The 26,439-nt window shown below is 68.5% G+C and carries 23 protein-coding genes; 7 read left to right on the forward strand and 16 right to left on the reverse strand.

Annotation, left to right across the window (positions count from 1 at the left end):
* Positions 1 to 39: 39 nt before the first annotated feature.
* Together NR798_RS46940 and NR798_RS46945 are read right to left on the reverse strand one after the other, a co-directional pair.
* On the reverse strand, positions 40 to 2,817 hold the full coding sequence (locus NR798_RS46940) for a hypothetical protein (protein ID WP_375769169.1): 2,778 nt from the start codon (positions 2,815 to 2,817) through the stop codon (positions 40 to 42).
* Between the two features lie 781 nt (positions 2,818 to 3,598).
* On the reverse strand, positions 3,599 to 3,940 hold the full coding sequence (locus tag NR798_RS46945; protein WP_375769170.1) for an ABC transporter substrate-binding protein: 342 nt from the start codon (positions 3,938 to 3,940) through the stop codon (positions 3,599 to 3,601).
* 182 nt (positions 3,941 to 4,122) lie between these two features.
* Here NR798_RS46945 and NR798_RS46950 point away from each other — a divergent pair, with 182 nt between their 5' ends.
* Both NR798_RS46950 and NR798_RS46955 read left to right on the forward strand, forming a co-directional pair.
* The gene (locus tag NR798_RS46950) at positions 4,123 to 4,659 is read left to right on the forward strand and encodes a MarR family winged helix-turn-helix transcriptional regulator (protein WP_375769171.1); all 537 of its coding nucleotides are present in this window, start codon (positions 4,123 to 4,125) and stop codon (positions 4,657 to 4,659) included.
* Positions 4,660 to 4,687: 28 nt separating this feature from the next.
* Positions 4,688 to 6,079 (forward strand): cytochrome P450, encoded by a 1,392-nt coding sequence (locus NR798_RS46955; RefSeq protein WP_375769172.1) that lies wholly within the window; start codon positions 4,688 to 4,690, stop codon positions 6,077 to 6,079.
* On the opposite strand, the gene NR798_RS46960 is transcribed toward NR798_RS46955, so the two are convergent.
* The gene (locus NR798_RS46960; RefSeq protein WP_375769173.1) at positions 6,076 to 7,140 is read right to left on the reverse strand and encodes a DUF6891 domain-containing protein; all 1,065 of its coding nucleotides are present in this window, start codon (positions 7,138 to 7,140) and stop codon (positions 6,076 to 6,078) included. The genes NR798_RS46955 and NR798_RS46960 overlap by 4 nt on opposite strands.
* 139 nt (positions 7,141 to 7,279) lie before the next feature.
* Here NR798_RS46960 and NR798_RS46965 point away from each other — a divergent pair, with 139 nt between their 5' ends.
* On the forward strand, positions 7,280 to 8,233 hold the full coding sequence (locus NR798_RS46965) for a CBASS oligonucleotide cyclase (RefSeq protein WP_375769174.1): 954 nt from the start codon (positions 7,280 to 7,282) through the stop codon (positions 8,231 to 8,233).
* A 17-nt stretch (positions 8,234 to 8,250) separates the two neighbouring features.
* The gene (locus tag NR798_RS46970) at positions 8,251 to 8,805 is read left to right on the forward strand and encodes a hypothetical protein (RefSeq protein WP_375769175.1); all 555 of its coding nucleotides are present in this window, start codon (positions 8,251 to 8,253) and stop codon (positions 8,803 to 8,805) included.
* Positions 8,806 to 8,835: 30 nt separating this feature from the next.
* On the opposite strand, the gene NR798_RS46975 is transcribed toward NR798_RS46970, so the two are convergent.
* From NR798_RS46975 to NR798_RS47005, 7 genes are all read right to left on the reverse strand, one after another.
* On the reverse strand, positions 8,836 to 10,413 hold the full coding sequence (locus tag NR798_RS46975; RefSeq protein WP_375769176.1) for a hypothetical protein: 1,578 nt from the start codon (positions 10,411 to 10,413) through the stop codon (positions 8,836 to 8,838).
* 65 nt (positions 10,414 to 10,478) lie between these two features.
* Positions 10,479 to 12,290, reverse strand: coding sequence for a ThiF family adenylyltransferase (locus NR798_RS46980; RefSeq protein ID WP_375769177.1), 1,812 nt, complete (start codon positions 12,288 to 12,290; stop codon positions 10,479 to 10,481).
* A complete protein-coding gene (locus NR798_RS46985; RefSeq protein ID WP_375769178.1) occupies positions 12,283 to 13,155 on the reverse strand; it encodes a hypothetical protein in 873 nt (290 codons plus the stop codon). Before NR798_RS46985 ends, NR798_RS46980 begins: the two co-directional genes overlap by 8 nt.
* Positions 13,156 to 13,334: 179 nt before the next feature.
* Positions 13,335 to 15,287: a DUF4129 domain-containing transglutaminase family protein gene (locus tag NR798_RS46990; RefSeq protein WP_375769179.1), complete on the reverse strand. Its 1,953-nt coding sequence runs from the start codon at positions 15,285 to 15,287 to the stop codon at positions 13,335 to 13,337.
* On the reverse strand, positions 15,284 to 16,495 hold the full coding sequence (locus NR798_RS46995) for a DUF58 domain-containing protein (protein WP_375769180.1): 1,212 nt from the start codon (positions 16,493 to 16,495) through the stop codon (positions 15,284 to 15,286). The genes NR798_RS46990 and NR798_RS46995 overlap by 4 nt, the downstream gene beginning before the upstream one ends.
* A gap of 105 nt (positions 16,496 to 16,600) precedes the next feature.
* Positions 16,601 to 16,834, reverse strand: coding sequence for a helix-turn-helix domain-containing protein (locus NR798_RS47000; RefSeq protein ID WP_375769181.1), 234 nt, complete (start codon positions 16,832 to 16,834; stop codon positions 16,601 to 16,603).
* Between the two features lie 239 nt (positions 16,835 to 17,073).
* The gene (locus NR798_RS47005; protein WP_375769182.1) at positions 17,074 to 18,048 is read right to left on the reverse strand and encodes an AAA family ATPase; all 975 of its coding nucleotides are present in this window, start codon (positions 18,046 to 18,048) and stop codon (positions 17,074 to 17,076) included.
* Between the two features lie 51 nt (positions 18,049 to 18,099).
* On the opposite strand from NR798_RS47005, the gene NR798_RS47010 reads away from it, so the two are divergent.
* Positions 18,100 to 19,434 carry an MFS transporter gene (locus tag NR798_RS47010; protein ID WP_375769183.1) on the forward strand — a complete coding sequence of 445 codons (1,335 nt, stop codon included), beginning with the start codon at positions 18,100 to 18,102 and terminating at the stop codon, positions 19,432 to 19,434.
* Here NR798_RS47010 and NR798_RS47015 read toward each other — a convergent pair.
* The 4 genes from NR798_RS47015 to NR798_RS47030 form a co-directional block, all read right to left on the reverse strand.
* Positions 19,358 to 20,353, reverse strand: a complete 996-nt coding sequence (locus tag NR798_RS47015; RefSeq protein WP_375769184.1) for an inositol monophosphatase family protein — start codon at positions 20,351 to 20,353, stop codon at positions 19,358 to 19,360. The genes NR798_RS47010 and NR798_RS47015 overlap by 77 nt on opposite strands.
* Positions 20,354 to 20,573: 220 nt before the next feature.
* Positions 20,574 to 21,059: a hypothetical protein gene (locus NR798_RS47020; protein WP_375769185.1), complete on the reverse strand. Its 486-nt coding sequence runs from the start codon at positions 21,057 to 21,059 to the stop codon at positions 20,574 to 20,576.
* 140 nt (positions 21,060 to 21,199) lie between these two features.
* Positions 21,200 to 21,724 carry an N-acetylmuramoyl-L-alanine amidase gene (locus NR798_RS47025; RefSeq protein WP_375769186.1) on the reverse strand — a complete coding sequence of 175 codons (525 nt, stop codon included), beginning with the start codon at positions 21,722 to 21,724 and terminating at the stop codon, positions 21,200 to 21,202.
* A gap of 66 nt (positions 21,725 to 21,790) precedes the next feature.
* The gene (locus NR798_RS47030) at positions 21,791 to 22,102 is read right to left on the reverse strand and encodes a helix-turn-helix transcriptional regulator (protein WP_375769187.1); all 312 of its coding nucleotides are present in this window, start codon (positions 22,100 to 22,102) and stop codon (positions 21,791 to 21,793) included.
* Between the two features lie 329 nt (positions 22,103 to 22,431).
* On the opposite strand from NR798_RS47030, the gene NR798_RS47035 reads away from it, so the two are divergent.
* Positions 22,432 to 22,929: a hypothetical protein gene (locus tag NR798_RS47035; protein ID WP_375769188.1), complete on the forward strand. Its 498-nt coding sequence runs from the start codon at positions 22,432 to 22,434 to the stop codon at positions 22,927 to 22,929.
* Between the two features lie 30 nt (positions 22,930 to 22,959).
* Here NR798_RS47035 and NR798_RS47040 read toward each other — a convergent pair whose 3' ends face one another.
* Positions 22,960 to 23,475, reverse strand: a complete 516-nt coding sequence (locus NR798_RS47040) for a hypothetical protein (RefSeq protein WP_375769189.1) — start codon at positions 23,473 to 23,475, stop codon at positions 22,960 to 22,962.
* A 15-nt stretch (positions 23,476 to 23,490) separates the two neighbouring features.
* The gene (locus tag NR798_RS47045) at positions 23,491 to 23,979 is read right to left on the reverse strand and encodes a 3D domain-containing protein (protein ID WP_375769190.1); all 489 of its coding nucleotides are present in this window, start codon (positions 23,977 to 23,979) and stop codon (positions 23,491 to 23,493) included.
* Positions 23,980 to 24,224: 245 nt separating this feature from the next.
* Here NR798_RS47045 and NR798_RS47050 point away from each other — a divergent pair, with 245 nt between their 5' ends.
* Positions 24,225 to 26,378 (forward strand): type VI secretion system Vgr family protein, encoded by a 2,154-nt coding sequence (locus tag NR798_RS47050; RefSeq protein WP_375769191.1) that lies wholly within the window; start codon positions 24,225 to 24,227, stop codon positions 26,376 to 26,378.
* Positions 26,379 to 26,439: the final 61 nt, after the last annotated feature.

The following is a 26,439-nucleotide window of genomic DNA, read 5'->3' on the forward strand; positions in this document are numbered from 1 at the left end:
CAACAGCTCGGAGCGGCGGGAGGGTCCAGATCCACTCGCCTATGCGCTCCTATACGCCGTCTCGTGGCTAGTCGAGGCCGTTGCCGCCTGGAGATCCGCTGCGACCTGCGTGTCCAGCGACGTGGTGTCCTCGCTCTTGACCTTCGCCTCGATCTCGATCTCGGACTTGGTGGCCAGGGCAAGGCTCTCGGCCGTGGCGCACAGCAGGCTGCGCACCCTCTTCTTCTGCTCCTCCGGGAAGTCGTCCTCGTCGAACAGCTCGTAGTTGAGCGTGAAGATCGTGTGCAGGACGAGCTTCAGTTGGTAGCGGCGGATGAACTCGTCCTCCAGGCTCTTCTTCGACATCTTCCGTTTCAGATCGAGGAAGGGCGGGAACTCCGCGTTGTAGTAGAGATGCACCTTGCCGCCGACGGGGCGGATGGAGAAGCCGACCTTGTGAGGGTCGTGCGGCCAGCCCAGCGTGGCCCACGGCGGGTCGGTCATCTTCACCGGCTGCGGCGTGACCACCGGGATGTCCACCTCGGTGAAGTCCTTCTTGCGCACCTTCACCTTGATGACCTTGCTCGACTCCCCCTTCTCCTCGGGCTGCTTGTCATCCTTGGAGCCGCGGCTCTTCTCCTTCGGCTTTGGCTTCTCGACGATCTCCACCGGCAGGGGGCTCATCTTCGCCGCGCCGATGGCGTACTCGAGCTGCACCTGGATGAACCCCTTGGTGCCAACGGCCACATCCGCCGGGCATTCGAAGTGGCAGCGCACGCGGCCGCCCTTCATCTCACCTGCCCCGACGTAACGAACCCCATGGGCGGTGACCTTGATCTTCGAGACCGCCTGGTCCTCCGGGTTCCAGTACGGCGGCGCCGCGTCCGTCTCGAACAGGAAGCTGTAGCGCTGGCCGGGGTGCATCTTCACGCTGGTACCGCTGAACTTCCAGCGCACGAAGGTGGGCGGATCGACGGCCTCGATGGGCGGCAACTCGCGCGGAGTCGCCTCGACCTTTTGATCCACCTCGACGTCGGTCCACTTCTCGACCTTGCGCGTGAGCTGCTCGAAGCTGACGCCAGCCGCCTTGAGGTACTTCTTGATGAGGGAGGAGATGGTCTCGCCGGTATCCTCCGGCTGATTGATGTCCGCTGCGGCAAGCTGGACGTTCAGCTCGGCGAGCCGGGTGTCGAAGCTCAGCCGGCGGACGAGCTCCTCCAGGATCATCTTCTTGATGGGCGTCTCCTTCGCGTGCTCGCGCGTGGAGGTGAACATCTCGTACTTGGCCCTCGGGTCCAGCCCGTTGCAGTCGATCTGCACCACCATGTACCGGCCCACGGCCCACAGCTTGGCGCCCTGCTGGCCCGTCACGATGGCCCGGCTCTCCTCGGCGTGCGTCTGGCCGTCTAGCGTCATGATGACGGTCTTGTCCGGATCCACCCAATTGCGCAGGACATCACGCCAGTCGCGGAACGGGGCGCCTGGCTTCTTCCGGTTGGCGGGGTCGGCGACCCAGTAAGTGATCTTCACGCGGCCGAGCTCCGCCACGCCCGTGCGCGCGCCGTAGTCCCACGTGGGCAGCTGGAAGTACTCGGACGCGCGGTGCAGGATCTTCGCGTTCTCCTCGTCGAGGGCGCTGTCGTCCTCGTCCAGGGAGGCATCCTCCTCGACGGTGCTGGTGCTCGCCGGCTTCTTCAGCGTCTGCGCCCACGCACGCTCCAGGCTGTTGACCGTCCCGCGGATCAGACGGCCGTACCGGCGGAACCCGGGGAAGGTCGGGTACCCCTGCGCCTTGCTGGGCCGCAGCGAGAACATCTCCAACCACACCGGGAACAGCGGCTCGGCGAGCGAGCGCATGAGGAGACCGTAGAGGCTGTTCTCACCAAAGGGGTTGAAGAGATCGGCCGCGTTGTAGCCGATGTGCCGGACGAGCGTCCCCGCGGGGAACTGCTCCTCGGGCAGTTCGAGCTCGGGCACCTTGCCCCCGATGGTGAGGTACTTGTACGTCGGCGTCTTGGCCATGACGCCGTTCTCCTTGTCCCAGCCTCCCTCGACGAGCGTGAACGCGACCTTCTTGGCGCCGATCTTGCGAGACGCGATGAGGGTCAGGTCCGAGTACTGGTACGTGCTTGAGGCGCCTTGGCCGTGCTTGCCCGTGAGCCAATGCTTGGACTTCTTGTTGCCGCGATTGAGCGAGAGGATCGTGTCCGGCATCTCCGCCGCGGTGAGGCCGATCCCGAAGTCACGCGCATCGAAGATGGAGTCCTTGTGGTCCTTGGGGTCACCGACGAACCCGGTGACCGTCACCGTCTTCTTGGCGAGCTTGCGCGCCTTGTCATCGTCGAGACTCGAAAGCGAGCCCGGACCGAGGTCGAACCACCGAGCCACCGCCTCCGCCGGTGACGTGGGCATGGGGCCCTTGTGGGTGAGCGCCTTGGCCTCGAGGTTCGCATCGCCCTCGTTCGTGACCCGCTCGATGAGCGCCCGGCCTGGGTAGGCGTTCAGGCTCATGGGCCCGTCGTTCGCCACCGTCTCGTTGAACGGCGCCCAGACGATCTTTCCCTTGAACGCATGCTCGAAGTGCTCCAGGCGCTTGCGTGCATCACGCCAGCTCTCGAAGCCCGCCCACGGAAGGGCGTACTCCTGCTTCTTCTGCGACTTCTTCCCGGCCGGATCGTGTTGGCTGACGCTCGCCGTCACCGTCAGCGCGAGGGAGCGAAAGAGCTCCTCGGGGGTCTCCGGCATCTTCGTCAGCGCCGCGAACTTCGGCTCGACCGGTTTCTTGGGGTGCGCCGTGGTCGGCGTGAGGGCGAACTTCTCCCTACCAGGGTTTTTCATGACCCTTTTCCTCTACCTTCCCGCGGACGGCTGACTGCCGTACCGCTGTGTGCGCCCGGACTGGGCGGTTCACGCTTCCTCGCCGGACAGGCGAAAGGAACGGACGGTTCGCATCCGCGAAGCCGTCGCTCCTGATCTATTCGCCTCACCGCCACTTGTCTACCCGCTGCTCTGCGGAGGTCATGGCCACCGGCGCACACTTGCTAAGCGCCCGGACGTAAATGTCGTACACCTACGGCATGGGACCCCTGCTGCAGGTGTCCGATGCGGAGCGCCGGCGGTTGCGCGAGGGGAGCACGGTCCTCTGAAGCAGGCTGGGTGGAGCGCCAGCGAGTAAAGTGGTGCTGCTCGCCACCGAAGGCTGGAGCGCGCCTCGTATCGGGGTCCACCTGGGCTGGAGCGCGGCAACCGTGCGCCGGGTGCTGTGCGCCTACGTACACGTGGGGCCTGCAAACTTCCTGGCGCTTCGAGGTAGGAAACCGGACGCTCAGCGTCGCCAATTCATTGAGGCTGCATTCCACTCGTTACCTGTGCTGCCGCGGGCGTGGACGGCCGCGCAGTTCTCGCGGGCGCTCGAGGCGTATGGCGTGCATCTCGGCCTGCGTCAGGTGCGCCGCTACCTGGGCAGCATGGGCGCAGGATGGCGGCGTACGCAGTTGAGCTTGGAGCCACGGGTTGAAGAACGGGCTCGGGCACCCTCACCCCGACCCGCTCCCGCCCTATTTCCGGTTACACCGCCTCACGCTTTTTTCGGCCCCTTCCTTCGCCAGCCGGTGAGGGCTCAAGGCGTCACGGTGGTCACGTAACGGAAACCATCACCCTGGAATCGCATGATGACGGCCGGTTTCACCGCGTTGCGTTTCTCGTCGAAGGAGAGGGGGCCCGTCACGCTGGGAAGCACCGTCGTCCCCACGAGGGCCTCGCGCAGTGCCGGACCCGACAGCTCCGGGGCGCGCTGCATCGCATCCACGGCCAGCCGGGCCGCGTCATAGCCGAGCGCCGCCAGCGTGTCCGGCTCGGTGCCGTAAGCCTCCCGATAGACCGTCACGAAACGCCGCTGCCCCGGGTCGGGATTGTCGGCCGCGTAGTGGTTGGAGAAGTAGCTGCCCTCGAGCGCGCCCACCGAGAGTTCCCACGGACCGCCTGAGCCTCCCCCGCTCCTTCCCGCGCACGCCGGGCCGAGAGCCCCACGGCCAGTCCCACGACACCCGCCCCCCCACGGGTGTTGCGGATTCTTTTGCTTCGTATACCTTTTGCGTGGCTAACGATTCGGGCCTGGTGGCCTGGAGCGAGAGACGGGGAACGATGCCCAGGAACAAGCCTCCGCTCGACCACGCCCTGCGCACGCTGGGGCTCATCCCCCGCCTGTACCGGTGGGCCGTGGCGAGCGTGCAGGCCAACCACCTCGGCCGGGAGCTGAGCCTGCGCCAGCTCAGCGTGCTCTACGCGCTCCGGGAGGGGCCCCTGTCACCCGGGCAGCTCGCGCGGCGGCTGCGGGTCACCCCGGCCGTCATCACCGGGCTGTTGGATCGCCTGGAACAACCCGGCTACGTGCGCCGGGAGGCCGACCCCGAGGACCGGCGGCGGCTGCGCCTGGTGCTGACGGAGAGCGGCCAGGAGGTGAGCCAGGAAGTCCGCCAGGCGCTGGCCGGGGACATGGCCGCTCAGTTCGAGAGCGCCTCCCCGGCGGAGCTGAAGGAGCTGGGCGGAGCCCTGGACCTGCTGGAGCGCGCGCTGGCCGCGCTCGAGGCCCGCACACCCACGCCCCCGGAATCGGAGCCGGACGAGGACGCCGAAGCACCGGACCGGCCCCCTCGCCGAGCGAGCACGAAACGACGTTGAGCCGTTGAGACAGAGAAAGAGGACCCCCATGGCAACCACCCCCCCGAACGAACAGCAGCAACCTGCAACCCCCGGCACGGCCCCGAGCGAGGCCCCCGTCGCGGGCGCCACGCACCTCCTGGACAGGACGAGCCCGGAGTTCCTGGCTCGGGCCCACGGCGTCTATTCCGACCTGCGGGCCATGGGTCCCGTCGTGAGAACCCCCTTCCGCGGAGACCTCACCGAGGGAGCCCATCCGCAGGGCTCGCCGGAGCGCCAGGCCCACGCCGCCGCCGGACAGGAGCGCTTCTTCGTCACCCGCTACGACGAGTCCGTGTCCGCGCTGCTCGATGACCGGGTCTCCTCCGACTTCCGCTCGATGCTGACGCCGCAGCAGCGCGAGCTCATGGCGAAGGCCATGCCCGAGGAGTTCAAGCCCATCGCGTACAGCCTGCTGATGCTGGACCCGCCGGACCACACGCGGCTGCGCAAGCTGGTGCAGCCCAACTTCACGGCTCGCGCCATGGAGGCGCTCAAGCCCCGCGTGCAGCGGCTGGTGGATGAGCTGCTCGACAAGGCCGAGCAGGCGGCGGCCGCGCGGGGCGAGACGGCCTCGGAGCGGCGGATGGACTTCATCGAGGACTTCGCCTACCCGCTGCCGATCCGGGTCATCAGCGACATGCTCGGCATCCCGGCGGAAGATCAGGCGCGGGTGCACGAGTGGGCCGAGCGGCTCATGCAGGCCGAGTCCCAGGCCGCGATGCAAGACCAGAAGCTGCGGGCCGGGATGAGGGAGTTCGGCAGCTACCTGGAGGGGCTGTTCGAGCGCAAGCGGCGCGAGCCCACCGAGGACATGATCAGCCAGATGGTCCACGCCCAGGAGGACGGCGACCGGCTGAGCCACCAGGAGCTGCTGTCGATGGTGTTCATCCTCTTCTTCGCCGGGCACGTGACGACGGTGAACCTGATCGGCAACGGCGTCGTGGCGCTGCTGAGCCACCCCGAGCAGCACGCGCGCATGCTCGCGGACCCCGCCGGGATGGCCAAGGGCATGGTCGAGGAGACGCTGCGCTACTGGGGGCCGGTCGACTACCTGAGCACCCCGCGCATCATCAAGGAGGACCTCGAGCTGGGAGGCACCCACGTGCCCAAGGGGGCGAAGCTGTCGGTGGGACTCGCCTCGGCGAACAGGGATCCTCAGCGCTTCGCGAATCCGGATGCGTATGACATCTCGCGGCCGGACGCGCACCGGAACATCGCCTTCGGCAAGGGCATCCACGTGTGCATCGGAGCGCCGTTGGCGCGGCTCGAGGCGCAGATTGCCTTCGAGACCCTGTTCCAGCGCTTCCCGAAGCTGCGGCTGGCCGTGCCCGCGGAGGAGCTGCGCTGGGGCACGGGCGTGGCCATGCGCGGGTTCAACCGGATTCCAGTGCTGTTCTAGCGCCCGGAGAGCCGCGCGAGGATGCCCTCCCGGAGGTCGCGCGACGTCCAGCGCAGGGGACGGCCCGCGGTCTTCACGTCGAGGATGTCGCCGTACTGCGCATCCTGGGCGTGGGCCTCCGGGGCATCCTCCGCGCGGTAGAAGAGCTGGAAGACCAGCTCGTCGCCGGGTTCGACCTCCATCCCGCGGGGAGCCAGCTCGGCGACGGTCCGCTGGTTCCTCGCCACGGCCGGGTCGTCGTCGAGCCGCTCCACGACCGTGATGGCCTCGAAGACCTCTACGTACTTCCGCTCCGGGTCGTAGTGGGCCTCGAGCCTGCGGCCCTCGCCGTAGTGCTTCAGGGCCGCCTCGCCAATGAAGGCCTCGAGCGCGGCGATCGCCGCCTCCTCGGACACGCCCTGCTCCTGGAGGACGTTGCGCAGCACCCGCTCCTGGAGGGAGCCCGTGTCCTCCTCGGTGCGCATGGCCCGGCGGGACTGGCGGCGCTTGCGCCACTCGAAGGGGAGAATCTGGATGCGCGTCTCCACGCGTCCGTTCCACTCCGTCTCGATGCCGTGACTCGCGAGCACCGCGCGCACCTCGCGGGCAATGGCGAGGCTCGCCTCGTCGTGCCGCTTCGGATCGTCCTCGAAGGCCCCGAAGGCGAGCATGAGGCCCGCGCCCAGCACTCCGCGCTCGACGTCCTGGCCATGGAAGAAGGTGGCCCCGCGCATGGGCTCGGAGCTCCTCGCAGCGGCGTCGTTCACCTCGCCCCAGCCATCCGACATCGTGTAGCCCGCGTCCTGCAGCGCGAGGATGCCCCGGCGGTTGAGCTCCTCGAAGGCCCGGTCGAGCGCATCGTTCACCGTGGGCTCGGTCCAGCTGGCCTCCTCGACACGGTGCTCCTCGAGCCGGCGCCGGGTGTGCGCCAGGAGCTGCTCCACCTCGCCGCCGTCACCCAGCTCGTGCCTCGCGAGCTCCTCGATGGAGGTGAGCACCTGCTTGTCACTCTTGTAGCCCCCCAGCACCGCCACCTCCACCTGCTCGCGGAGGTACGCCCGCAGCTCGTCTCGTGTCGCCATGGGCGGAGAGTCTAGCGGGCTCCGTACCGGAAGCGCTGGGGGGAGGCTTGTCCAAGCTCTCTTCATACCGCGTGTTAGCCTCTGGGGGAGGCTGGCCCTGAATGAATATGGGATAGGCCGATGACGTCGTGGGGGGAACATGCATCTCACGGACAAGCTGCTGAACGCCTATATCGATGACGTGCTCTTCTTTGGCCGGGAAGAGAAGCAGCGTTATGAGAGCCAGATTGATCATCTCAAGCAGACGCTCACGAACACGCTGCACGCCAGGTCGTCGCTGCGGGCCAGGAAGATCATTCACTCGGGCTCCTGGCACAAGGGAACAGCCCTCAAACCCTTCGGTGCACAGGACATCGATATAGATCTCATCCTGTACCTTGATGTCCCAGAAGCAGGGCGTGGCGACCTCGCGGACCTCCATCACCACCTCCTCAGGAGCCTGCGCAAAGGCTATCCAACGAAGAATCCCAACGACTTCACCTCCAGCCGGAAGACCGTGGGCATCGAGTTCAGGACAAGCGGTCTGCTCGTGGACCTGGTCCCCGTGGTTCCGACGGAGCAGCTAGCGGGATACGTGTGGCAACCGGAGCTTGGGGGGCGGGGAACCTACCTGACTTCTCCAGAGGGGCAGCTCGAGTTCATTCGCCGGTGCAAGGCGCATGATCCCCGCTTCGTACAAGTTGTCCGGCTCGCCAAACGATGGCGCAACTATCGCCAGCTCCACGGCCTTCCGTCCTTCGCCATCGAACTGCTCGTCGCTCACCTCAGCCAGACGCAGGGCTTGCCAGACACCATCGAGCAAGGCTTCTACCGGCTACTCCTGTACATCGTGAGGGGATTGAACGAGCGCATCACCTTCACCGGTGCCCTTGGACGCCCTCCCCGAACCGCCTGTCGAGTGCAGATCCACGATCCCACGAACAACGAGAACAACGTGACGGCCAGGATGGAGCCTGAAGAGGTCGCCGCACTCATCGGTGAAGCCGTCGCGGCGTTGCAAGCCGTCAATCACGCAATGAGCGTCGAGCGCCATGGCGATACCGAGAAGCTCTGGAAGCAAGTTCTCGGACCTGAGTTCTCGTTGTCCCCCTGAGCGCTTGGAGCCCTCGGATGAGCCACAACCCCCGCGCCGATGTCGCCAGGACCTTTGAGTCCTTCCGCTCCGTGCTCCGCCTCATCGCCCACACGACGGGGCTCAACACAGCCACCTGCGAGCAGACAGCAGACGATGTGACCGCCCTCGCCCAAGAAGGATTCTTGAAGGCCGTCGATATCCTGCTGCTCGACGAGGCAGGCCACAAGCTCTGCGCCGCCAGTTTCGCCGTGTCCGAGGAGGCCAGCGGCAGAACCCATCTCCCAGGAGACAACATCTGGCCCCACACTCCTCGGGGGCAACTCGTCACCGTCATCACCTACAGCTCCATTTGGATGGAACTTCCCCCCGAGGAGAAACAGCAGTTCAAGAACACGCTGAAGACCACGTGGAATCCAACCCATCTCGATACCGACCACTCCAGCATGGATGAAGTCGGTGCACGCCTCTACGGCAGCAACAGGTACGGACTCCAACAGCGCGTCTACATCGCGGACCCGGGTTCCTACGACGAAGATGAGGACGAGGATGAGGACGACCACTACGACGATGACGAGGACGAAGAAGAGTGAGTCGGACCCGCTCCGCACTCCCGTCCCTGGCTATCGCGCGGTCAGGACGTCCAGCCGCAATGCCTCGCGGATGAAGTCCACGGCAACGATCGCGGCCCCCATCGCAGCAACCTGATGAAAGACGTCGTTCTTCTCGGGGTCACCGAAGTCACTAATGCCTCGGATGATCAGGAAGTCGGCACCCGAGCGCCAACAGGCAGCCACCACGCCTGCGGCCTCCATCTCGCCGACCTCGATCCTTCCGTGGTGCTGCCTGCGTAACAGCCGGAGCCGCTCCGGGTTGCGAAGCAGCTTCTCTCCGCTCGCGATGGTGGTGAGCCGTGCGGAGGGACCGTCCGAAACCTCCTCACGCGCCCCGGCCGCAGGCCATTGCATACCCGCCGTTTCAAGTGAGGCCCTCAGCCGTTTCGCCAGCTCCTCCCGCGGACTGACGTACGCGACGGCATCCTGGAGAATCGCATGGGGCAGCCGATACGACTCCGGGCGGGACACCTGTCGCGGCTCGCCCTCTTCGAGCACCTCGGCTGAGGACTCGTACGCGACCACCCGCTCGGAGAGAACTACCTCTCCGAGCTTGCAGAGGCCCCGAATGCCCGCGGCGATCCCCGTCATGATCACCAGCCTCGGATGGAGCCCGGTGACGAACTCCGTGGTCGCCGCGGATGAATCGGGGTTGCCCGCAGTCCCGATACATCCCAGGGCTACCTTGTAGGGGCGCCCTCCGCGTTTGGACGCAACGTCCGTGGACCAGTAGTTGGTTCCCGAGGGCAGCTTCTCGGGAAGGCTCGTGGCGGGAAGACCCAGTGCCGTCCTGGCCGCCTCCAGCTCCACGGGCAGCGCTGTCAGCAGGAGGAGATCCACGGGGGCATGCTTCTGCGCCGCCTCGAATTCGGCGCCCAGGAGGTGCACGGCCTTCCGGGCTACCTCGCTCAGGTCCACGCCCAGGGGCCTCAACGAGAGGCCGAGCAACTGGCCGTGAAACCGCTCGGGGGTCCGTGGAAAGAAGCGCGCGGGCTCCCCCATGGCCTTCTTCAGGAGACCGAGGGAGCCCTCGCCATCAGAGTTGAAGGCGCCAAGCGGAAGATCGAACGGAAGCACCGGGGCTTGCTTCTTCATCATCTTGTGCGCCTGAGCCGACACGCCCTTCCCGCCCCCCAGACACAGCATGGCCTCCGCGTATCCGGTCAGCGCATCTGCGATGTTTCCTCCGGTGTAGAGGTCATCCTCGATGAGGACCGTCTTGACGAGCGCCCGTGCCGTCAAACGCGAGAGCAGCGCGTAGCGCGACTCGGGCAGCTTGTTCAGGATCTTGTGCCCTATCACCACCACTGCCCTGGCTACGGGCGCCGCGGCCCTGGAGGGTTCCGCGCAATGCTCATCGAGCACCTCGAGGCCCCGCCAGTCGAAGGTCAGCGGGAGCCGCTCATCGCCCTCCGTGGTCGGCTCCACGCTGGCGAGAACCACCAGGTGTCCCCCCGCGGAGAGGATTTCACCGGCCACCTGCCGCACGAAGGCATGGGCCAATCCCAGCATGTCCACGGAACAAGAAGGGTTCGCACTGCCCGCGATCAGGATGGACCGCCCCTTCAAGCCAGCAGACGAAGACATGCGTTCCTCTTCCATTCACGCGGCAGTGCCGTAGGGCGCAGGATAGCGTGAGTCGCCAAACCCGCTCACCGGGCTCCAGACAACCGGAAGCCGGCCACACCATAACGGACACGGAGCTGAGAGAAGTTCACCTCCATGTCGCGCACGCCATCCGGAGCGAAGAGCCAGTGGTTCTCATCTTCCTGGCGTCCGACGATGACGTCGAGCACCATGCGGGCGATGAAGTTGGCCGCAGCGTGGATGTTGCCTGCCGAGCCCGGGAGTACCGCCTCCGCACATTCCCGGGGACGCACGGCAAGGCCCGAGGAACGCGGCAAGGGCGGAATGGAGGACTGGGGATCCCTCCCCAGTTCCAGCAGCGTCGGGTCCTTGCCACTGAGCACCCTGAAGAGCCGCAGCACCTGCCCATCCATCTCCATCCAGGCATGAATGCAGTGCTGCCGGTGGAGGGTGGCCAACTCACCGAGCACATGCTCACTGGCCTCGTCACCCGTGAGACCCACCGCCACGAAGGGCACGTCCGGCCCCTGGGGGGTCCAGCCCAGCTTCGGGAGCTGCTCATCGATCCAGTTCTCCATCACCTGGACGTTGGCGGAGGGATTGATGCGCTGGATGTCCTGTTGGACGGCCAGAACCTTCGGGCGGCCCGCGTCGGCCAGGTTCGCGCGGTGGCGAGCGACATTGCCCGGCATCAGGAGATCCGCATCGATGAGCAGGAAGTTACCGACCCCCTCCTGGGTCAGCAGGTGGGCCACCTCGGAGCCCAGCGCACCCAGGCCAACGAGGAGCACCTGCGCCGAGGAGATGCGCCGATGGACTGCATCCGGCCTGCCGCTCCGGCGCCGCGCATCCAGGGTTCGCGTATCCAGCACGATTCCACTCCATGGCATCAACATTTCGAGAAACTGCCGCGCGCGTCGAAAGCTGTTCTTGATGGAGTCCACCAGAAGCTCGCGGACCTCCTCCGCGCTGGCATTGGGTCCAAGATCCTGAATGGTCCGGACAGGCCCCAGCTTGCTCCCGGGATCGAACACATCAGTGAACCAGGAGGTATCGCTCTCCCCGGGGAAATCCCAGCCAAAGGCCATCAAGCACCGGCGACCCTTCCTGTTGGACTTCTCGGAGAGCTGCTTCGACAGGTGCAGGTACTGTCGCCAAAGCCGCTCGTCCGCGAAGAACCGCTCCCTCCTCGACCACGGATCCATGTCGACATCCGGCCGGAGCCAGATGCCCTGGAGTTCCTCACGTGCCCCCGCGACCAGGTTCTCGGCCTCCGCCCAGTGCCGCCAGGGCCCCTTGATACCAGGGCGCCACTCCTTCACGGCGCTCAGCCCCTCGTTGCTGGAGACGAGCGCACGGAACTGACCCACCCGCTCGAACGCTTCCTGCCTCCAGGCGGGTGGCAACCCCATCAGGCGCATGGGCGGCAGGTCCACCCTGTGCCCCGCTCCGGGCCGCCCGAGCGCCACGACAGGCCACAGCTCGGGCTCGATCGCCCAACGCTCCTGGACGTAGCCCTCGAACCAGCCCGCCGCACGCTTCAGCCAGAAGCCCATGTCGGGCACCCCGGTGTACCCGGCCGACAGTGCTTCCGGCTTCAGCAGGCACATGGAGCGATCCCGGAGCTGGTGGACCATGGACCAGCAGCCCACCGGCTCGACGGCCGGTGCCATGTAGGGCGTACCCGGCCCCCAACGGATGATGACCTCCCAGGACCTGCCAGCCGCCGCGAGCCGACCTCTCCATCGAGCGCGATGCGGCGCGTGCTCGTAGTCGAAGCGCCCCGCCGGGTCCTCGGCCTGCAGGAAGAGTTGCTGATGCTCCCACCACCCCGCCCACCGCTCCCACCAGGGAGGACAGACGTGGCTCTCAGGCAAGCGTCCTCCCTCCCAGGTTGGTATCGACCCGAGGAGGCTGCCGCTCCGGAGGGAAGACCTCCGACCACTGCTCCGCATCCACCCACGTCACCGCGCGCCGGGCCGCATCGGTGAGCCGCTGCCGGGTGGGTTCATCCAGATCCATGAGCAGGTCGTTGCCCGGCCGCGCTGGATCCTGAAGCACCCGGCCGTTCAGCAGCCATCCCTGGCCCAGTTCGTCGAGCACCTTCCGAAAGCACCAGGCCAGCCCCTTGTCCTTATGGGGCTCCAGGATCGTCACCGCGAGCACCTCGATGGCGAAGGAGAACAACGGCTCCCACTCCACCCTGTGCAACTCCCTGAAATGCTTGAGGGCCCGTACGACGTTGTGGATGACCGACCCGTGGGCATTGCGCTCGAACCACCGCACATGCTCCGGCCCACTCAACGCGACCCGCAGCTTGCGGGGAACGGCGGGCCCCGCGGGAGTCACCCCCTGCTTGGCCACTGGCAGCACGTCCACCATCACCCCATTGGCGAACTGCAATTGGATGGCCTTGAAGCTCTCCTGGGGAGGATGTGCCAGGGGAATACCGTAGGGCATCCGGGAAAGCCCCTCCGCCAGTACCTGCCGCAGGGCGTCGAGGGTCTGGCTCGTGGGAGGGTCCGCGAGCACGACCACCAGATCCGCCTCCTTGCGGTTCGGCAGCATCGTGTCCTTCTCGAACGAGCCGCAGGGGAACCGCTCGGCTATCCGGATGACTCGTGATTGCTCGATACATTGCTCGACGGCATTGAGCGCGCCTCGCACGGACTTCCACTCGTCGCTCGTGTCGGGCACGGCGAGCCTCTGGCACTTCAGATCCAGCCACTGCCCCGGATTCATCTCGACTCCCCCATGAAAAGGGATTGGCCGCGTCTCGGACGGACGGGCACCGCATGTATTCACCCAGGGAGCCTTTCACAGGAAGGAGCGCGGGAGCCCAGGCTCCTACGGAGGCACCCTCCCCAGGTGCTGAGAACCCGACACGCGGTTACACAGTCGCTCGGATTGAGCAGACACCCTCACCCCGGCCCTCTCCCAAAGGGAGAGGGGGTCTGCCGCAGCGTTGCGTCCAGTTGCTCCACCAGCGCGTTGCCCTGCGCCGGGCCCATGGGCACTCCCCGGTAGCGCGCCTCGCGGTAGTGCGCGAGGAACTCCGCCGCCATCCGCGCCACCGCCTCGCCCCTCGCCTCCCGCAGCCGAGACAGCAGCTCGTCGTCCGTCTCCGAGGGCCTCGGCACCAGGCCCGCCCTCCGCTTCAGCGTCTTGAGGTAGCGCGCGTACAGCGCCGCGAGCCGCACGTCCTTCGTCCCAATCGCCTCGCGCCCCGCCTTCTTCCGCTCGCTCCGCTTGCCCACCCGCAGCCGCCACAGCAGCACTCCCGCCGCCAGCACCCCGAACACCGGCGAGCCCACCAGCGCCTTCGCCTGCGCCAACGGTTGGTAGCGCAGCCCCGCCCCCACCTCCCGCAGGAACGTCCCCACCGCCCCCACCAGGTTGCCGAAGAAGCCCTTCTGCTCCTGCGTCAGCCCGAGCGCCTCGTCCCGGCTCCTCCACGGCGTTGGATCGAACGCCACGAAGCGGCCCTCGTCCGCGAGGAACACCTCCACCCAGGCGTGTGCATCCCGCTCGCGCACCAGCGTGGCCCCCGTGAGCGGATTGTTGTCCTCGGGCGCGAAGCCTCCCACCACCCGCGTCGGCACTCCCACCGTCCGCAACAGCGCCGCCATCGCGCTCGCGAAGTACGTGCAGTACGCCGCCCGCTTCTCCCGCACCAGCACCGCCAGCGGGCTCCCCTCTCCTCGCAGGTCCACGTACAGCGAGTACTCGAAATGCTCGTGGAAGTACGCCTCCAGCATCCGCGCCCTCTCGCGCGCCGTGCGCCCCTTCCCCGTCAGCTCCTCCGCCAGCGGGCGCAGCTCCTGCCGCAGCTCCTCCGGCAACGCCGTGAGCGCGTCTCCAGGCGACTCCTCCGGCGGCAGGTGCTCCTGCTCGCCCGTGCGCAGCGCCAGCGTGGTGCCCTCCAGCTCCTCCGCCTTCAACACCCAGCCGCCTCGCACCTCCGGCCGCACGCCCTCCACCGCTCGCGTCCCCGCCGGGGCCGGCAGCCACGTGCCCAGCGGCGCCAGCACCGTCAGCGCCAGCGTCCGCTCCACCCCCGTCCCTCCCGAGGGCAGTTGCAGCCGCCGATCCTCCAGCTCCTTCGACGTCGTCCACCGCAGTCCGTCGAACCGGTCGAACACCCGCGTCCGCAGCCGCGCGGGCGCCGCGCCGGAGAGCACCAGCAGCGGACGCTCCGAGCCTCGCGCCTTGCGCTCCAGGCTGCGCAGGCCCACCTCCGACTGGAACTCCGAGCCCGTGCCCGGGTTGGCGCCGCTCGTCATCCGGTACACCGCGTCCATCAGCACGCCTTCGCTCGCCCAGATGGTGCGCGTCAGCCACAGGGTCATCCCCCCCAGCAGCACGGCGAAGACGCCGAAGCCCACCGCGGCGCGCAGGCCCGTGCGCCCCAGGCCCCCCTCGAGGAAGGCCACCAGCAGCACGCTGAGCACCAGCCCGCCCAGCACCCACTCCACCGCCTGCATCTCCCGCACGCGCATGCTGAGCGCCACCAGCAGGCACGCGTACGTCCACGCGTAGTAGCGGTTGCGGGCCAGCCCGCAGAGCACCGACAGCCCCACCAGCGCTCCGCACAGCGGGCCGAAGATGTTGGGCGGAAAGGGCGCCGTCGGCGGCTCGCTCACCCAGAGCATCCCCGCCCCGGCGCCGAAGCCCAGCGCTCCCGCCAGCAGCAGGCGCGCCGGCGAGTACTCCATCCGCACGTCCGACAGCCCGGCCCACAGCAGCCCCACCATCACCGGCGCGCACAGCATCCACCGCCCGTGCGCCACCGCGTGCACCACCAGGGCCGCGAACACCGGCATCAGCTCGACGAGCCGGCCGTACCGGGAGACGTTCTCCGAGGGCTCGCTCATGCCAGCTCCACCACCTCTTCCGGGGCCAGGCCCACCGGCGCCCGGTCCGGCCTCACCGAGAGCACCCGCACCGCCACCCCGTGCGCCTTGAGCTTCTCCACCAGCGCCGCCCGCGAGGGCTCCCAGTCCATCACCACGAAGATGACGGCCGACAGGTGGCTCGCCTCGGGCAGCAGCGCCGCCTCCAGCGCCTCCACGTCCAACCGCTCGCCCGACTCGATGGCCGCGAGGATTTCGAGGATGTGCTCGAAGTGCGCCAGCGCGCGGCCCGCCTGGAAGTGGAACACCTGGGGGCCCGCGGCGAACAGGTCGATGATGTACTCCTGGCGCGCCAGCACGTCCGCCATGCCCGCCGCCAGCGAGAGCGCCTTCTCCAAGAGCGCGTCCTCCTTCACCGAGCGCGACTGCACGTCCAGCACCATGGCCAGCCGGACGAAGAACTCCTCCTGGAACTCCTTCACCACCAGGCGGCCCGTGCGCGCGAAGGACGGCCAGTGGATGTCCCGCGTCCGGTCCCCGTCATGCCAGTCGCGCGTGCCGAAGAACTCCGTGGACTCGCCCACCTGCGAGGCCACCGAGATGCCTCCGGGCTGGTAGTTGCGCCCGTGCGGGACGTCCAGGGACTCGAGCGGGGTGAAGCGCGGGTACACCAGCACCCTGTCTTTCGCGGGCGAGCGCCTCGGCCACTTCACCAGCGCCGAGGGGAAGAGGCTCGCGGCCTGGAGCGCGCCCAGCTCGTAGACGCCGCGGGTGGTGCACTTGAGGCGCAGCGTCACCTCGGCGCGCTCACCGGGGGCCAGGGCGTCGATGACGGGCGGCTCGCCCACGGAGCGGAGCTCGGAAGGCAGCAGGCGCTCCTCCACGGCGATGTGGCGCACGGTGCGCCGGCCCGTGTTCTCCACGCGCACGCGGTAGGTGAGCGTGTCTCCGGCGGACACGGGCGGGGGGAACAGGCGCGTGAGCGAGACGCGGGGCCGGAAGGGCAGGCCCACCACGATGGCGGCGGCCAGCGCGCACACGGCGAAGGAGAAGAAGAGGATGAGCGGCGCCACGAGCCCGCCCAGCAGCAGGAAGCCCGCGGCGAGCGCCGACCACAGCACCACGCGGCCCACCGGCGTGAGCAGCCCGTGGTAGCGGTCCTGGAGGAAACGGATGAACCCGTGGTCCTCGGGCGGCATCAGGAAGGACCAACGGCGGCGGCGGGCCATGCGCGGGGTGTTCCTCGGGGAATCCGGAAGGTGGGCGGACGGGAGTCCGCTCATATTGGACCAGAGCGGCGCGCGCTGTTCCAGGTACCCCGGAAGCCCATCCGCTCAGTAGCCGAGATCGAGCTTCTGGGCCTCAGCGGCCAGTTCACTCATGACCTGCTGTTGGCGCTGCTCTTCCTGGCGCATGTAGGCGAGGAGATCCTCGAAACGGACGCGGCGGTGGGTACCCGTCTTGTGGAACGGAATCTTCCCCTGGTCGAGCAGTCCGATGAGGAAGGGGCGTGAGACGTTCAGGAGGTTGGCTGCCTCCTGGGTGGTCAGCTCGGTATCGGGGTCCATGTCTGCTCCCATTCCCACAGCTCCACGCTACCTGACTTGAAAGGTAACCACGATATCTCGGGCGCGCTTCTCCACAACTTGTCCAACAGTTGGACAAGTTTGTATGGCACGCGGCCAGAAGGCGCCCCGAGCGCATGGCTCAGAGTGGCGTGACACACGCAACTCCGACGCGGGGGGATGAACACGGATCCGGGCACCCTCACCCCGTCCCTCTCCCGAGGGGAGAGGGGTAGTAAGGCTCAGCGCGGCACCGGCACGCCGCCCACCAGGTCCTTCGTCAGTGCCCGCTTGTCCGCTCCCGCGTACCGGGCCCGCGTGTCCAGCACCAGCCTGTGCGCCAGCACCGGCACCGCCAGCGCCTTCAGGTCCTCCGGCAGCACGTAGTCCCTCCCCTGCATCAGCGCCCTCGCCCTCGCCATCCTCCCGTACAGCAGCGCCCCGCGCGTCGACACCCCCAGCCGGATGCTCGGGTTGCCTCGCGTCGCCTGCACGATCCGCAAGAGGTAGTCCGCCACCGACTCCTCCAGCTTCACCTCCTGCACCTGCTGCTGCAGCGCCACCACCTCCTCCACCGTACACACCGGCTTCATCCCCTCCAGCGGCGGCGGCCCCGAGCGCGTCATCAGCAGCGTCCGCTCCTCCCCCTCCGGCAGGTACCCCAGCGACAGCTGCACCGCGAACCGGTCCAGCGACGCCTCGGGCAACGGGTACGTCCCGTGGAACTCCACCGGGTTCTGCGTCGCGATGCACAAAAACGGCGGCGACAGCACGTGCGTCTGCCCGTCCACCGTCACCTGCCCCTCGCTCAGCGCCTCCAGCAGCGCCGACTGCGTCCGCGGCGACGCCCGGTTGATCTCATCCGCGATCAGCACGTTGGCGAACAGCGGCCCCGCCCGGAAGCGGAAGCTCCCCTCCTGCGGATTGAAGATGGACGCCCCGACAATGTCCGTGGGCAGCAGATCCGGCGTGAACTGCACCCGCTTGAAGCTGCCGCCGATGCTCAACGCCAGCGCCTTGGCGAGCGTCGTCTTCCCCGTGCCCGGCACGTCCTCCAGCAGCACGTGCCCTCCCGCCGCCACCGAGCACAGCACCAGCTCCAGCGACTCGCGCTTGCCGCGGATGACGTGCTCCAGGTTGCCGACCAGCCGGGACACCAGCGCGCGCACCACGGCCGCACGCTCCGTGACAGGGACCTTCACAGGAGAAGAGGACATTCTGGCCGCGCAGCGTACCAGTCCCGACCCGGATAGGCTCCCCCCACCCCCATGGCCGCCCCCGCCTCCGTCCGCACCGTGCTGCCCCTGCTGCGGCACAACCCGGACTACCGCCGCCTCTTCCTCGCCACCGTCATCTCCCTCCTCGGAGACTGGTTCGCCTTCGTGGCCATCAGCGGCTTCGTCACCGAGTCCACCGGCCGCTCCGGCTCCTCCGCCGCCGTCTTCGCCGCCAGCGTCCTGCCCACCTTCCTCTTCTCCCCCCTCGCCGGCCTGCTCGCCGACCGCGTGGACCGCAAGCGCCTCCTCGTCGCCGTGGATCTGCTGCGCCTCCTCCCCGCGCTCGGCCTGCTCGCCGCCCTGCGCCTGCACTCGCCCGCGCTCGCCATCTCCTGCGTGGCCCTGCTCGCCGCCCTCTCCTCCTTCTTCGACCCCGTCGCCGAGGCCTCCGTCCCCAACGTCGTCACCCCCGAGGAGCTCCCCATCGCCCAGGCCGCCCTCGGCGCTGTCTGGGGCACCATGCTCTTCGTCGGCGCCGCCGTGGGGGGCCTCGCCACCGCCGCCTTCGGCCGCGAGGCCAGCCTCCTCCTCAACGCCGCCACCTTCCTCCTCTCCGCCCTCCTCGTCGCCGGCATCCGCCGCCCCCTCCAGCACTCCGGCGCCCGCTCCTCCAACGGTGCGTGGGCCCAGCTCGGCGAGGTGGTGACGCTCGCCCGAGACAACCGCCTCACCCGCTCGCTGCTCGTCACCAAGGCGGGCGTGGGGCTCGGCAATGGCATTGTGGGGCTGCTGCCCGCCTTCGCCGCCGAGCGCTTCGCCTCGGGCGACGCGGGCGTGGGCATGTTGCTCGCCGCGCGCGGGCTGGGCGTGCTCTTCGGCCCCTTCCTCGGCCAGCGCTGGGCGGGCGGTGACGGCCGGCGCCTGCTCCTCGTGTGCGGCGGCTCCATGATGTCCTACGGGCTCGCCTACGCGCTGCTGCCCTTCGCCCCCACGCTGCCCCTGGCCGCCGTGTGCGTGCTGCTGGCCCACCTCGGCGGCGGCGCCCAGTGGGTGCTGTCCACCTACGGCCTCCAGGTGTCCACCCCGGACCGGCTGCGCGGGCGCGTGCTCGCCTTCGACTTCGGCCTCGCCACGCTCGCCATCGGCGTGTCCTCGCTCGCCGCCGGGGCCGCCGCCGAGCGCGTGGGACTCGCCACCACCTCCTGGGCCCTCGCGGGCGCCTCGCTCGTCTACGGCGCCGGCTGGCTGTGGTGGACGCGCGGCCTGTGGAGCGGCCGCGTGGACGACGTGCTCGCCGCGCCCACGCCCCTCAGCCCCGTGGAGGAAGGAAGCCCCATTCCTCACCCACCGCCCGCGCCATCGCCTCGACGACACGCGAGTGGATGACGCCGTTGCTCGCGATGAGCCCCAGCGTGCCGCGCAGCTCCGCGCCCTGCGAGAAGTCCACCTCGCGCCCGTCCAGCCCCGTCACCTGGCCGCCCGCCGCGCGCACCAGCGCCGCGCCCGCCACGTGGTCCCACGTCTTGTGCGGATTCTTGCGGATGTCCCGGGGCCCGCGGATGAACAGGTCCGCCGCCCCCGCCGCCACCAGCGCGTACTTCACCATCCCGTCGTAGCGCCGCGCCCGCCGCGCATCGAAGCCCGCCGCCGCGTACACCCGGTCCGCCATCTCCCGCGAGCGCCGGCCCATCACGTAGCTCTCCACCACGCGGATGCTCTGGGCATCCACCCGGTCGGACACGTGCAGCGCGCGCGGCTCGCTGCCCTCGAGCGTCTCCGCCCAGGCGCTCCCGCCGTCCGTGAAGAAGAGCGTGCCGCCCTCGTCCAGCGGCGACACCGGCACGCCGATGACGCCGTCGCGCGGCACGCCCTCCACCAGCGTCCCCACGCACACCGCGTAGCCGCGCCCGTGGATGAAGCCCTCCGTGCCGTCGATCGGGTCAATGACCCACACCCGGTCCGCCCGCACGCCCCGGCCGTGGCCCAGCCAGCGGACGAAGTGCTCCTCGGTCACCCGCTCGCCCAGCAGCTTGCCCACCAGCCGCACCACCTGCTCCCGCTCCTCGGGGGGGACGGTGAGGAAGGCCTCGGCGCCCTCCTCGGCGATGACGCCGTCCTCGGGGAAGTAGCGGGCGATGGCGCGGCAGATGAGGGCCTGGGCCCCGTAGTCGGCGATCGTCACCGGGCTGGCGTCGCTCTTGCGGTTGACGCCGGCCTTCGACGCCTGCACCCGGCGGCACAGCTCACAGGCGAGCCGCACCGCATCCAGGAGGGGTTGTAGCTCTCGTACGCTCGGCTGCTCCATGCAGGGGGCTGCTCCTCGGGGGACTGTAGGCACGCACCGTCAGTTGAGCAGCGGCTCGGACATTGGATCCGCCGAGTGTGCCTGGCGTACCCGTCCCCCAGGGAGGACCCGGGCCCCACCCCCGCGGCCACTCGCCCCTCCCGGAGGCCCAGCGCCCGGGGGAACCCCAGCGCCAGGACTCCAGCCGCCGGGGACGAGCGCCCCGGAGGCCGCGAAGGCCTTACTCCTGCGGAGCGGGCGCGGGCGCGGGCGCCATGTTGCCCGAGGGGGGCGGCATGTACGCGGGGCGGTCGTTGGCGGGGGCCGCGGCGCAGGTGTACTCCACCGTCCGCGAGGACAGCAGGAAGGGCACCAGCGAGGCGCCGACGGACACGCAGCCATACTGCGTGAGGGCGGTGCCCACGACGTCGCCATTGCCATAGCCGCTGCACGCCAGCCCGCCGGCGATGCCACCGGCCACGGTGAGGCCCACGTTGATGAGCCAGTCGGTGCCGCTCAGCTTGCTCTCCGCCCAGGAGATGCCGTTCTCGCAGTGCTGCCCCGCCGGCTGCGACAGGCCCGCGAGCCCGCCAATGGTGAACCACTGGCGGTCCGTATACGAGGGCCCCTCTGGAGCGGCGCGGCTGACGACCTTGGTGGTGAAGCAGGCGGTCTGGGTCGCCATGACGGTGAGGGCAGCCACAACGGTCCACTGACGCTTCAGCATGTCTGTCTCTCTTGGGAAGTGGGTGAAGGACGCCGGCCCGTCCCGTCCGCGCACGGACGAGGGAGGGCCTTGGACGCTTCATCCATCATCCCCCCCGAGAGGCGTCTACCGGAACTTCCCGGGACATGCCATTTCTGGACTCAGGAGTGGGCGGCGCGGGCCACGTCCCCCGCGGAGGCGCCGGCCACGGCGCGGCGGATGCGGGCGAAGTCGAAGTTGGCGGACGGGTCGTCCTTGCGGCCGGCGGGGATGGCCACGTCCTTGTGGCCCACCACGTTCTCCGGGGGCACGCCATACGTGCTGACGAGGTACGGCACGAGCGCCTCCAGCGCGCGGTACTGCTGCTCGGTGTAGGGCGTCTTGCCGGTGCCGTCGTTGACGAGCTCGATGCCCAGCGAGCGCGCGTTCATGTCCGTCACCACGCCGCGCAGCGCACAGCGGCCGGCGTGCCAGGCCCGCTCCTCGTCGGCGACGAGCTGGTGGATGCGCCCATCGCGGTCCACGAGGTAGTGCGCGCTCACGCGGGACTCGGGGCTGCGCAACCACACCAGGTCCGCGCGGCCATTGTTGGAGGCGGTGTGGTGCAGGACGATGACGTCGATGCGCGTGCCCTTGCGGGAGTCGAAGTTGGGGGACGGGTTGGGGATGACCAGGGGCTTGTGCATGGCGACTTCCTCTCGGGAGGGCAGAGGAGGCCGCGGCGGGATGTGACACGGGGAGGGCCTGGCGCCTCAGTCCCGGGGCGAGGGTTGGAGCGACTGGGCCAGCCGGTGCAGCAGCCGCAGCTGCGAGTGGCGCAGGCCCCGCGCGGCATCCACCAGCTGGCGCAGGCCCGAGGCCTGGGGGGCCTCCAGCCCCAGCAGCGCGTCGGAGGGAATCTCCAGCGCCACGCAGATGCGCCGCAGCGTGGGGACGCTGGGGAACATCTCCCCGCGCTCGATGCGGCCATACACCTCGAGCTGCACCCCCACCCGGCGCGCCACCTCCGCCTGGGTGAGTCCGGCCCGCGCTCGGGCGGCATGGGCCACGGTACCGAGGTTCATCGCCAATGGACGTTCAACACGAGCCGAGAGCCGGGGCATGTCTCCACCATACGTACTTGGTACGTCCTGTCAATGTCCACTACCAATTCGAATGGTTGCCCTCATCGCTCCCCCCTTTGGAAGTATGGTGACCCGACGTGGGGAGTCGGCACACCCGATGTGCGAGCAACGGCTCCCCGCTCTCTGCGAAATCCCCTGATTCGCTCCGAGTGTGTCTTCGGGGACGAGGCCCTCGAAAGCCCGCGCGCGGGGGGTGTTCGAGCGAAACCTCCATCGTTATGGTGCATCTCCCCTCGGTTTCACGGCTCCGCCCCCCAGGAGGCCTCACCATGCCCAAGGAACACGTCGACACCCGGAACCTCCAGGTTCACGGCATCCCCGAGCAGCACGACAGTCTTCAGCCCACCTCCGACAACGTGACGCTCGTGGTCACCCAGGCCTTCGGGCCCGGGGGCGACAACCTCGCCGGCTACTCGGATGTGAAGTTCAACGGCTACCCGGCCGTCACCCTGCTGCTGCGCACCCCGGACGGGCGCGAGGGGCTCGTGCACCTCTCGCCCATCCACGGCGACAAGCGCAAGACGGGCTTCACCGACATCGCCCCGGGCACCCGCTGCGAGCTGCTCTGCCCCGTCACGAAGCGCCCGCTCGACAAGCTCGGCCCCGTGGACGATGGCAGCGGCGCCACCTACTACGCGCTCTACCTCACGCCCAAGCTGTCCAAGGGCCACGCCGTCGCCGTCACGGACCTGTGGGACCACTTCCACTCCCGCATCGTCGACGACGAGGCCGTCATCTCCTACTGGGCGCAGACGCACGCCCTCTGAGTTGCTCATCTGAGTTGCTCAGGGGAGCGCTTACGGCTCCTCGACGCGGTCCGTGAAGGGGGCCGCCTGGAGGAGCCGGGAGCGCCTCACGTCCACCGCGTAGTGGATGCCGTAGTGCGGCTGGGTCCACTGGTCGAAGACGAGGACATCCGGGCCGAGCCACACCAGGCCCGAGAAGGGCCGCAGCTCCGAGAAGGTCGGCCCCTGTAGCTCCTGGAGCGCCTCCTGGCCCACGGCCTGGACGAGCACCCGGCAACCCGGCTCACACGTGGCGAGCGCCTGGAACCTTCCATCCGGACTGACGGCCCGCTCGTCCCACTCGCTCCCGGCGGGGAGCGCGGGCACCGTCACCATCGCGAACCCCTCGTTGGAATTCTCCATCACCCAGGAGTCCTTCACGTCCACCACGTGATGGTGCGGGTCCTCGAGCGCCCTGGAGGCCCCGGCGCTTGAAGCGGGCTTCCCGGACGGGGCCGAGCGGCAGGCGGCCCCCCCCCACACCATCAACAAGGCCAGTGCCGCGCGACGGCGCATGGCGGCGCTCATGGCAACCTCCTGGGACTACTTGAGCAGACGGACCCGGGACTTCTTCCTGCCGTACGTATTTCCCTCAGCGAGCGTCGTGGGGCCCAGGAAGATGTCGATGTGCTTGCCGTTGATGGCGCCTCCGGTATCCCAGGCGACGAACGTCCTCCCCGGGTAGGCCTCGATCTCCAACCGGCTGCCGAGCGGAATGACGCCGCGGTCCACCGCGACCGACTCCCACTTCACCGGGTTCTTCCACGTGCCGCCGATGCCCTGGGTGAACCAGGTGTCGCGCCCCTTGGGCTTTCCCTTGCTCCAGTTGATGGTGATGAACTCGCCGGCCTCCGTCTGCCCCGTCCCCTGGAAGATGACGCCCGCCTTCGCCTTGAACAGGAAGCCCTCGCGGTACTCGCCCTTGAGCCCGTGGGCCTTCACCTTCTTGTCCAGGGCGAACTCCGGATCCAACTCCATCACAATGATGTAGTGGGTGATGATGAAGCCTTCCATCCACTCACCGGCTGCCATGCGTGCGGCTCCTCGCGCGAACCAGGGACGGCCCGCGAGCCTACCTCAGGCCGCCCGAGGCACGTGGACCGTTCCACCCCGCCGGTTTCTTGGATTCTGGAAGCAAGACACGTGCTGCCCACCCGGGTGAGGCCGGATGCAGCAAACCTGCGGCTCCGCGAGCCGAGCCGGTATAGGATGGCGCGCCTCAGTGTCGGCTCGGGTGGGGTTGAGCCGGTCCGCTCTATCGAGAATGGAGTTGCACCATGGTCGCTCGAGCACTCGTGCACCTGTTGGGGGAGACTCCTCTATTCCTCTTCGATGTGACGGGCTTGGGAGAGCAGCTCAAGGTGCTGCGCTTCTCCGGCTCGGAGGGCCTGTCGAGCCTCTACGAGTTCCAGGTGGAGGTGGCCTGCGAGAACCAGGACCTCGACTTCTCGCAGGTGGTGGGCAAGCCGGGGGTTCTGTCGCTCAACGGCGAGCTGGTGCCCCGGTACGTGCACGGCATCGTCAGCCGCTTCGAGCAGGTGAACGAGCTGCCGCGCTACGCCATCTACCGCGTCACGGTGGTGCCGCAGGTGTGGCGGCTCCACCACCGGCAGGACTGCCGCATCTTCCAGAAGCTCGACACGCCCACCATCCTCAAGAAGGTCTTCGAGACGGCGGGCATCCCCGCGGAAACGGTGCGCTTGTCGCTGGTGAACTCCTACGAGCCGCGCGACTACTGCGTGCAGTACCGCGAGTCCGACTGGGCCTTCGCCAGCCGCCTCATGGAAGAGGACGGCATCTTCTATTTCTTCGAGCACCATGAGGACAAACACATCCTCGTGCTCGGCGACAAGGAGTCCGCCCTCAAGCCCATCGACGGGGTGGAGCTGCTGCCCTTCCGCCGCGCCACGGGCGGCGTGGTGCAGGAAGACCACGTGCTGCGCTTCCGCCGCATGCAGGAGGTGCGGCCGGGCAAGACGAGCCTGCGCGACTTCAACTTCAAGAAGCCCGGGCTGCCCATGGACTCCCAGCACGAGGCCGAGGTGGATGCGGACCTGGAGGTGTATGACTATCCAGGCGAGTACCAGGACCCGGGCCGTGGCTCCTCGGCCAAGGGCACCACCATCGCCCGGCTGCGGCTCGAGGCGTGGCAGGCCGCGCGGATGCAGGCCCAGGGGGAGAGCGATTGCGAGCGCCTGGTGCCCGGGCGGCTCTTCACCCTCCAGGAGCACTCGCGCGAGGACTACAACGGCCGCTACCTGCTCACCCACGTGAGCCACTCGGGCACCCAGCCCCAGGTGATGGAGGAGGAGTCCCAGCAGGGCGAGTTCAGCTACTCCAACTACTTCACCTGCATCCCGGAGAAGGTGCCCTACCGGCCCGCCCGCGTGACGCCCCGGCCGCATGTGCGCGGAGTGCAGACGGCGGTGGTGGTGGGGCCCTCGGGCGAGGAGATCCACGTCGACGAGTGGGGCCGGGTGAAGGTCCAGTTCCACTGGGACCGCGAGGGCAAGCAGGACGAGAACAGCTCGTGCTGGGTGCGCGTGAGCCAGTTGTGGGCCGGCGAGGGCTGGGGCGCCATGTTCATCCCGCGCATCGGCCAGGAGGTCATCGTCGACTTCATCGAGGGAGACCCGGACCGGCCGCTCATCATCGGCCGCGTGTACAACGGCGCCAACCTGGTGCCCTACGAGCTGCCCGCGCACAAGACGAAGAGCACCATCAAGTCCAACTCGTCCCTGGGAGGCGACGGCTACAACGAGCTGCGCTTCGAGGACGAGAAGGGCCAGGAGCAGTTCTTCATGCACGCCGAGCGGAACATGGACGTGCACGTGAAGAACGACTCGTTCGAGAACATCCTGCACGACCGGCACCAGACGATTGGCAGCCAGGGGAAGAACGGCAAGGTCGGCGACCAGAACGAGATGGTCCTGCGGGACAAGAGCCTCACGGTGCACCGCCACAGCCAGGAGCACGTGGGCGGGGACCTGAAGCTGCTGGTGGGCGGCATCGATGGCGCGGGAGACGTGGACATCGTCATCAAGTCCAACCGCATGGAGCTGGTGCACAAGAACAGCCACCTGCACGTGAAGCAGAACCTCAACGAGAAGGTGGACGGCTCCCAGTCACTGCAGGTGGACGGTGACCTGCACATGAAGGTGGGAGGGCTGCACGCACTGGAGGCGGGCAAGGAGCTCCACCTCAAGTCCGACAAGATCGTCCTCGAGGCCACGAGCGGCATCACCATCAAGGGGCCGGGCGGCTTCATCACCATCGATGCGAGCGGCATCGCCATCAAGGGCACGCTGGTGCAGATCAACACCGGCGGCTCGGCGCTGTCCGGCAGCGGCGTGGCGCCCACCGCCCCCACGGACGCGGTGGAGGCCACGCCCACCGTGCCCACCCCGGCGGACGACGGCAGCACACCCTGAGCCGCACACCCTGAGCCGCACACCCTGAGAGGAAGACCCCGATGCCTCCAGCCGCACGAAT

It is taken from the genome of Archangium gephyra (genome assembly GCF_042230915.1).
Classification (GTDB): Bacteria; Myxococcota; Myxococcia; order Myxococcales; family Myxococcaceae; genus Archangium; species Archangium gephyra_B.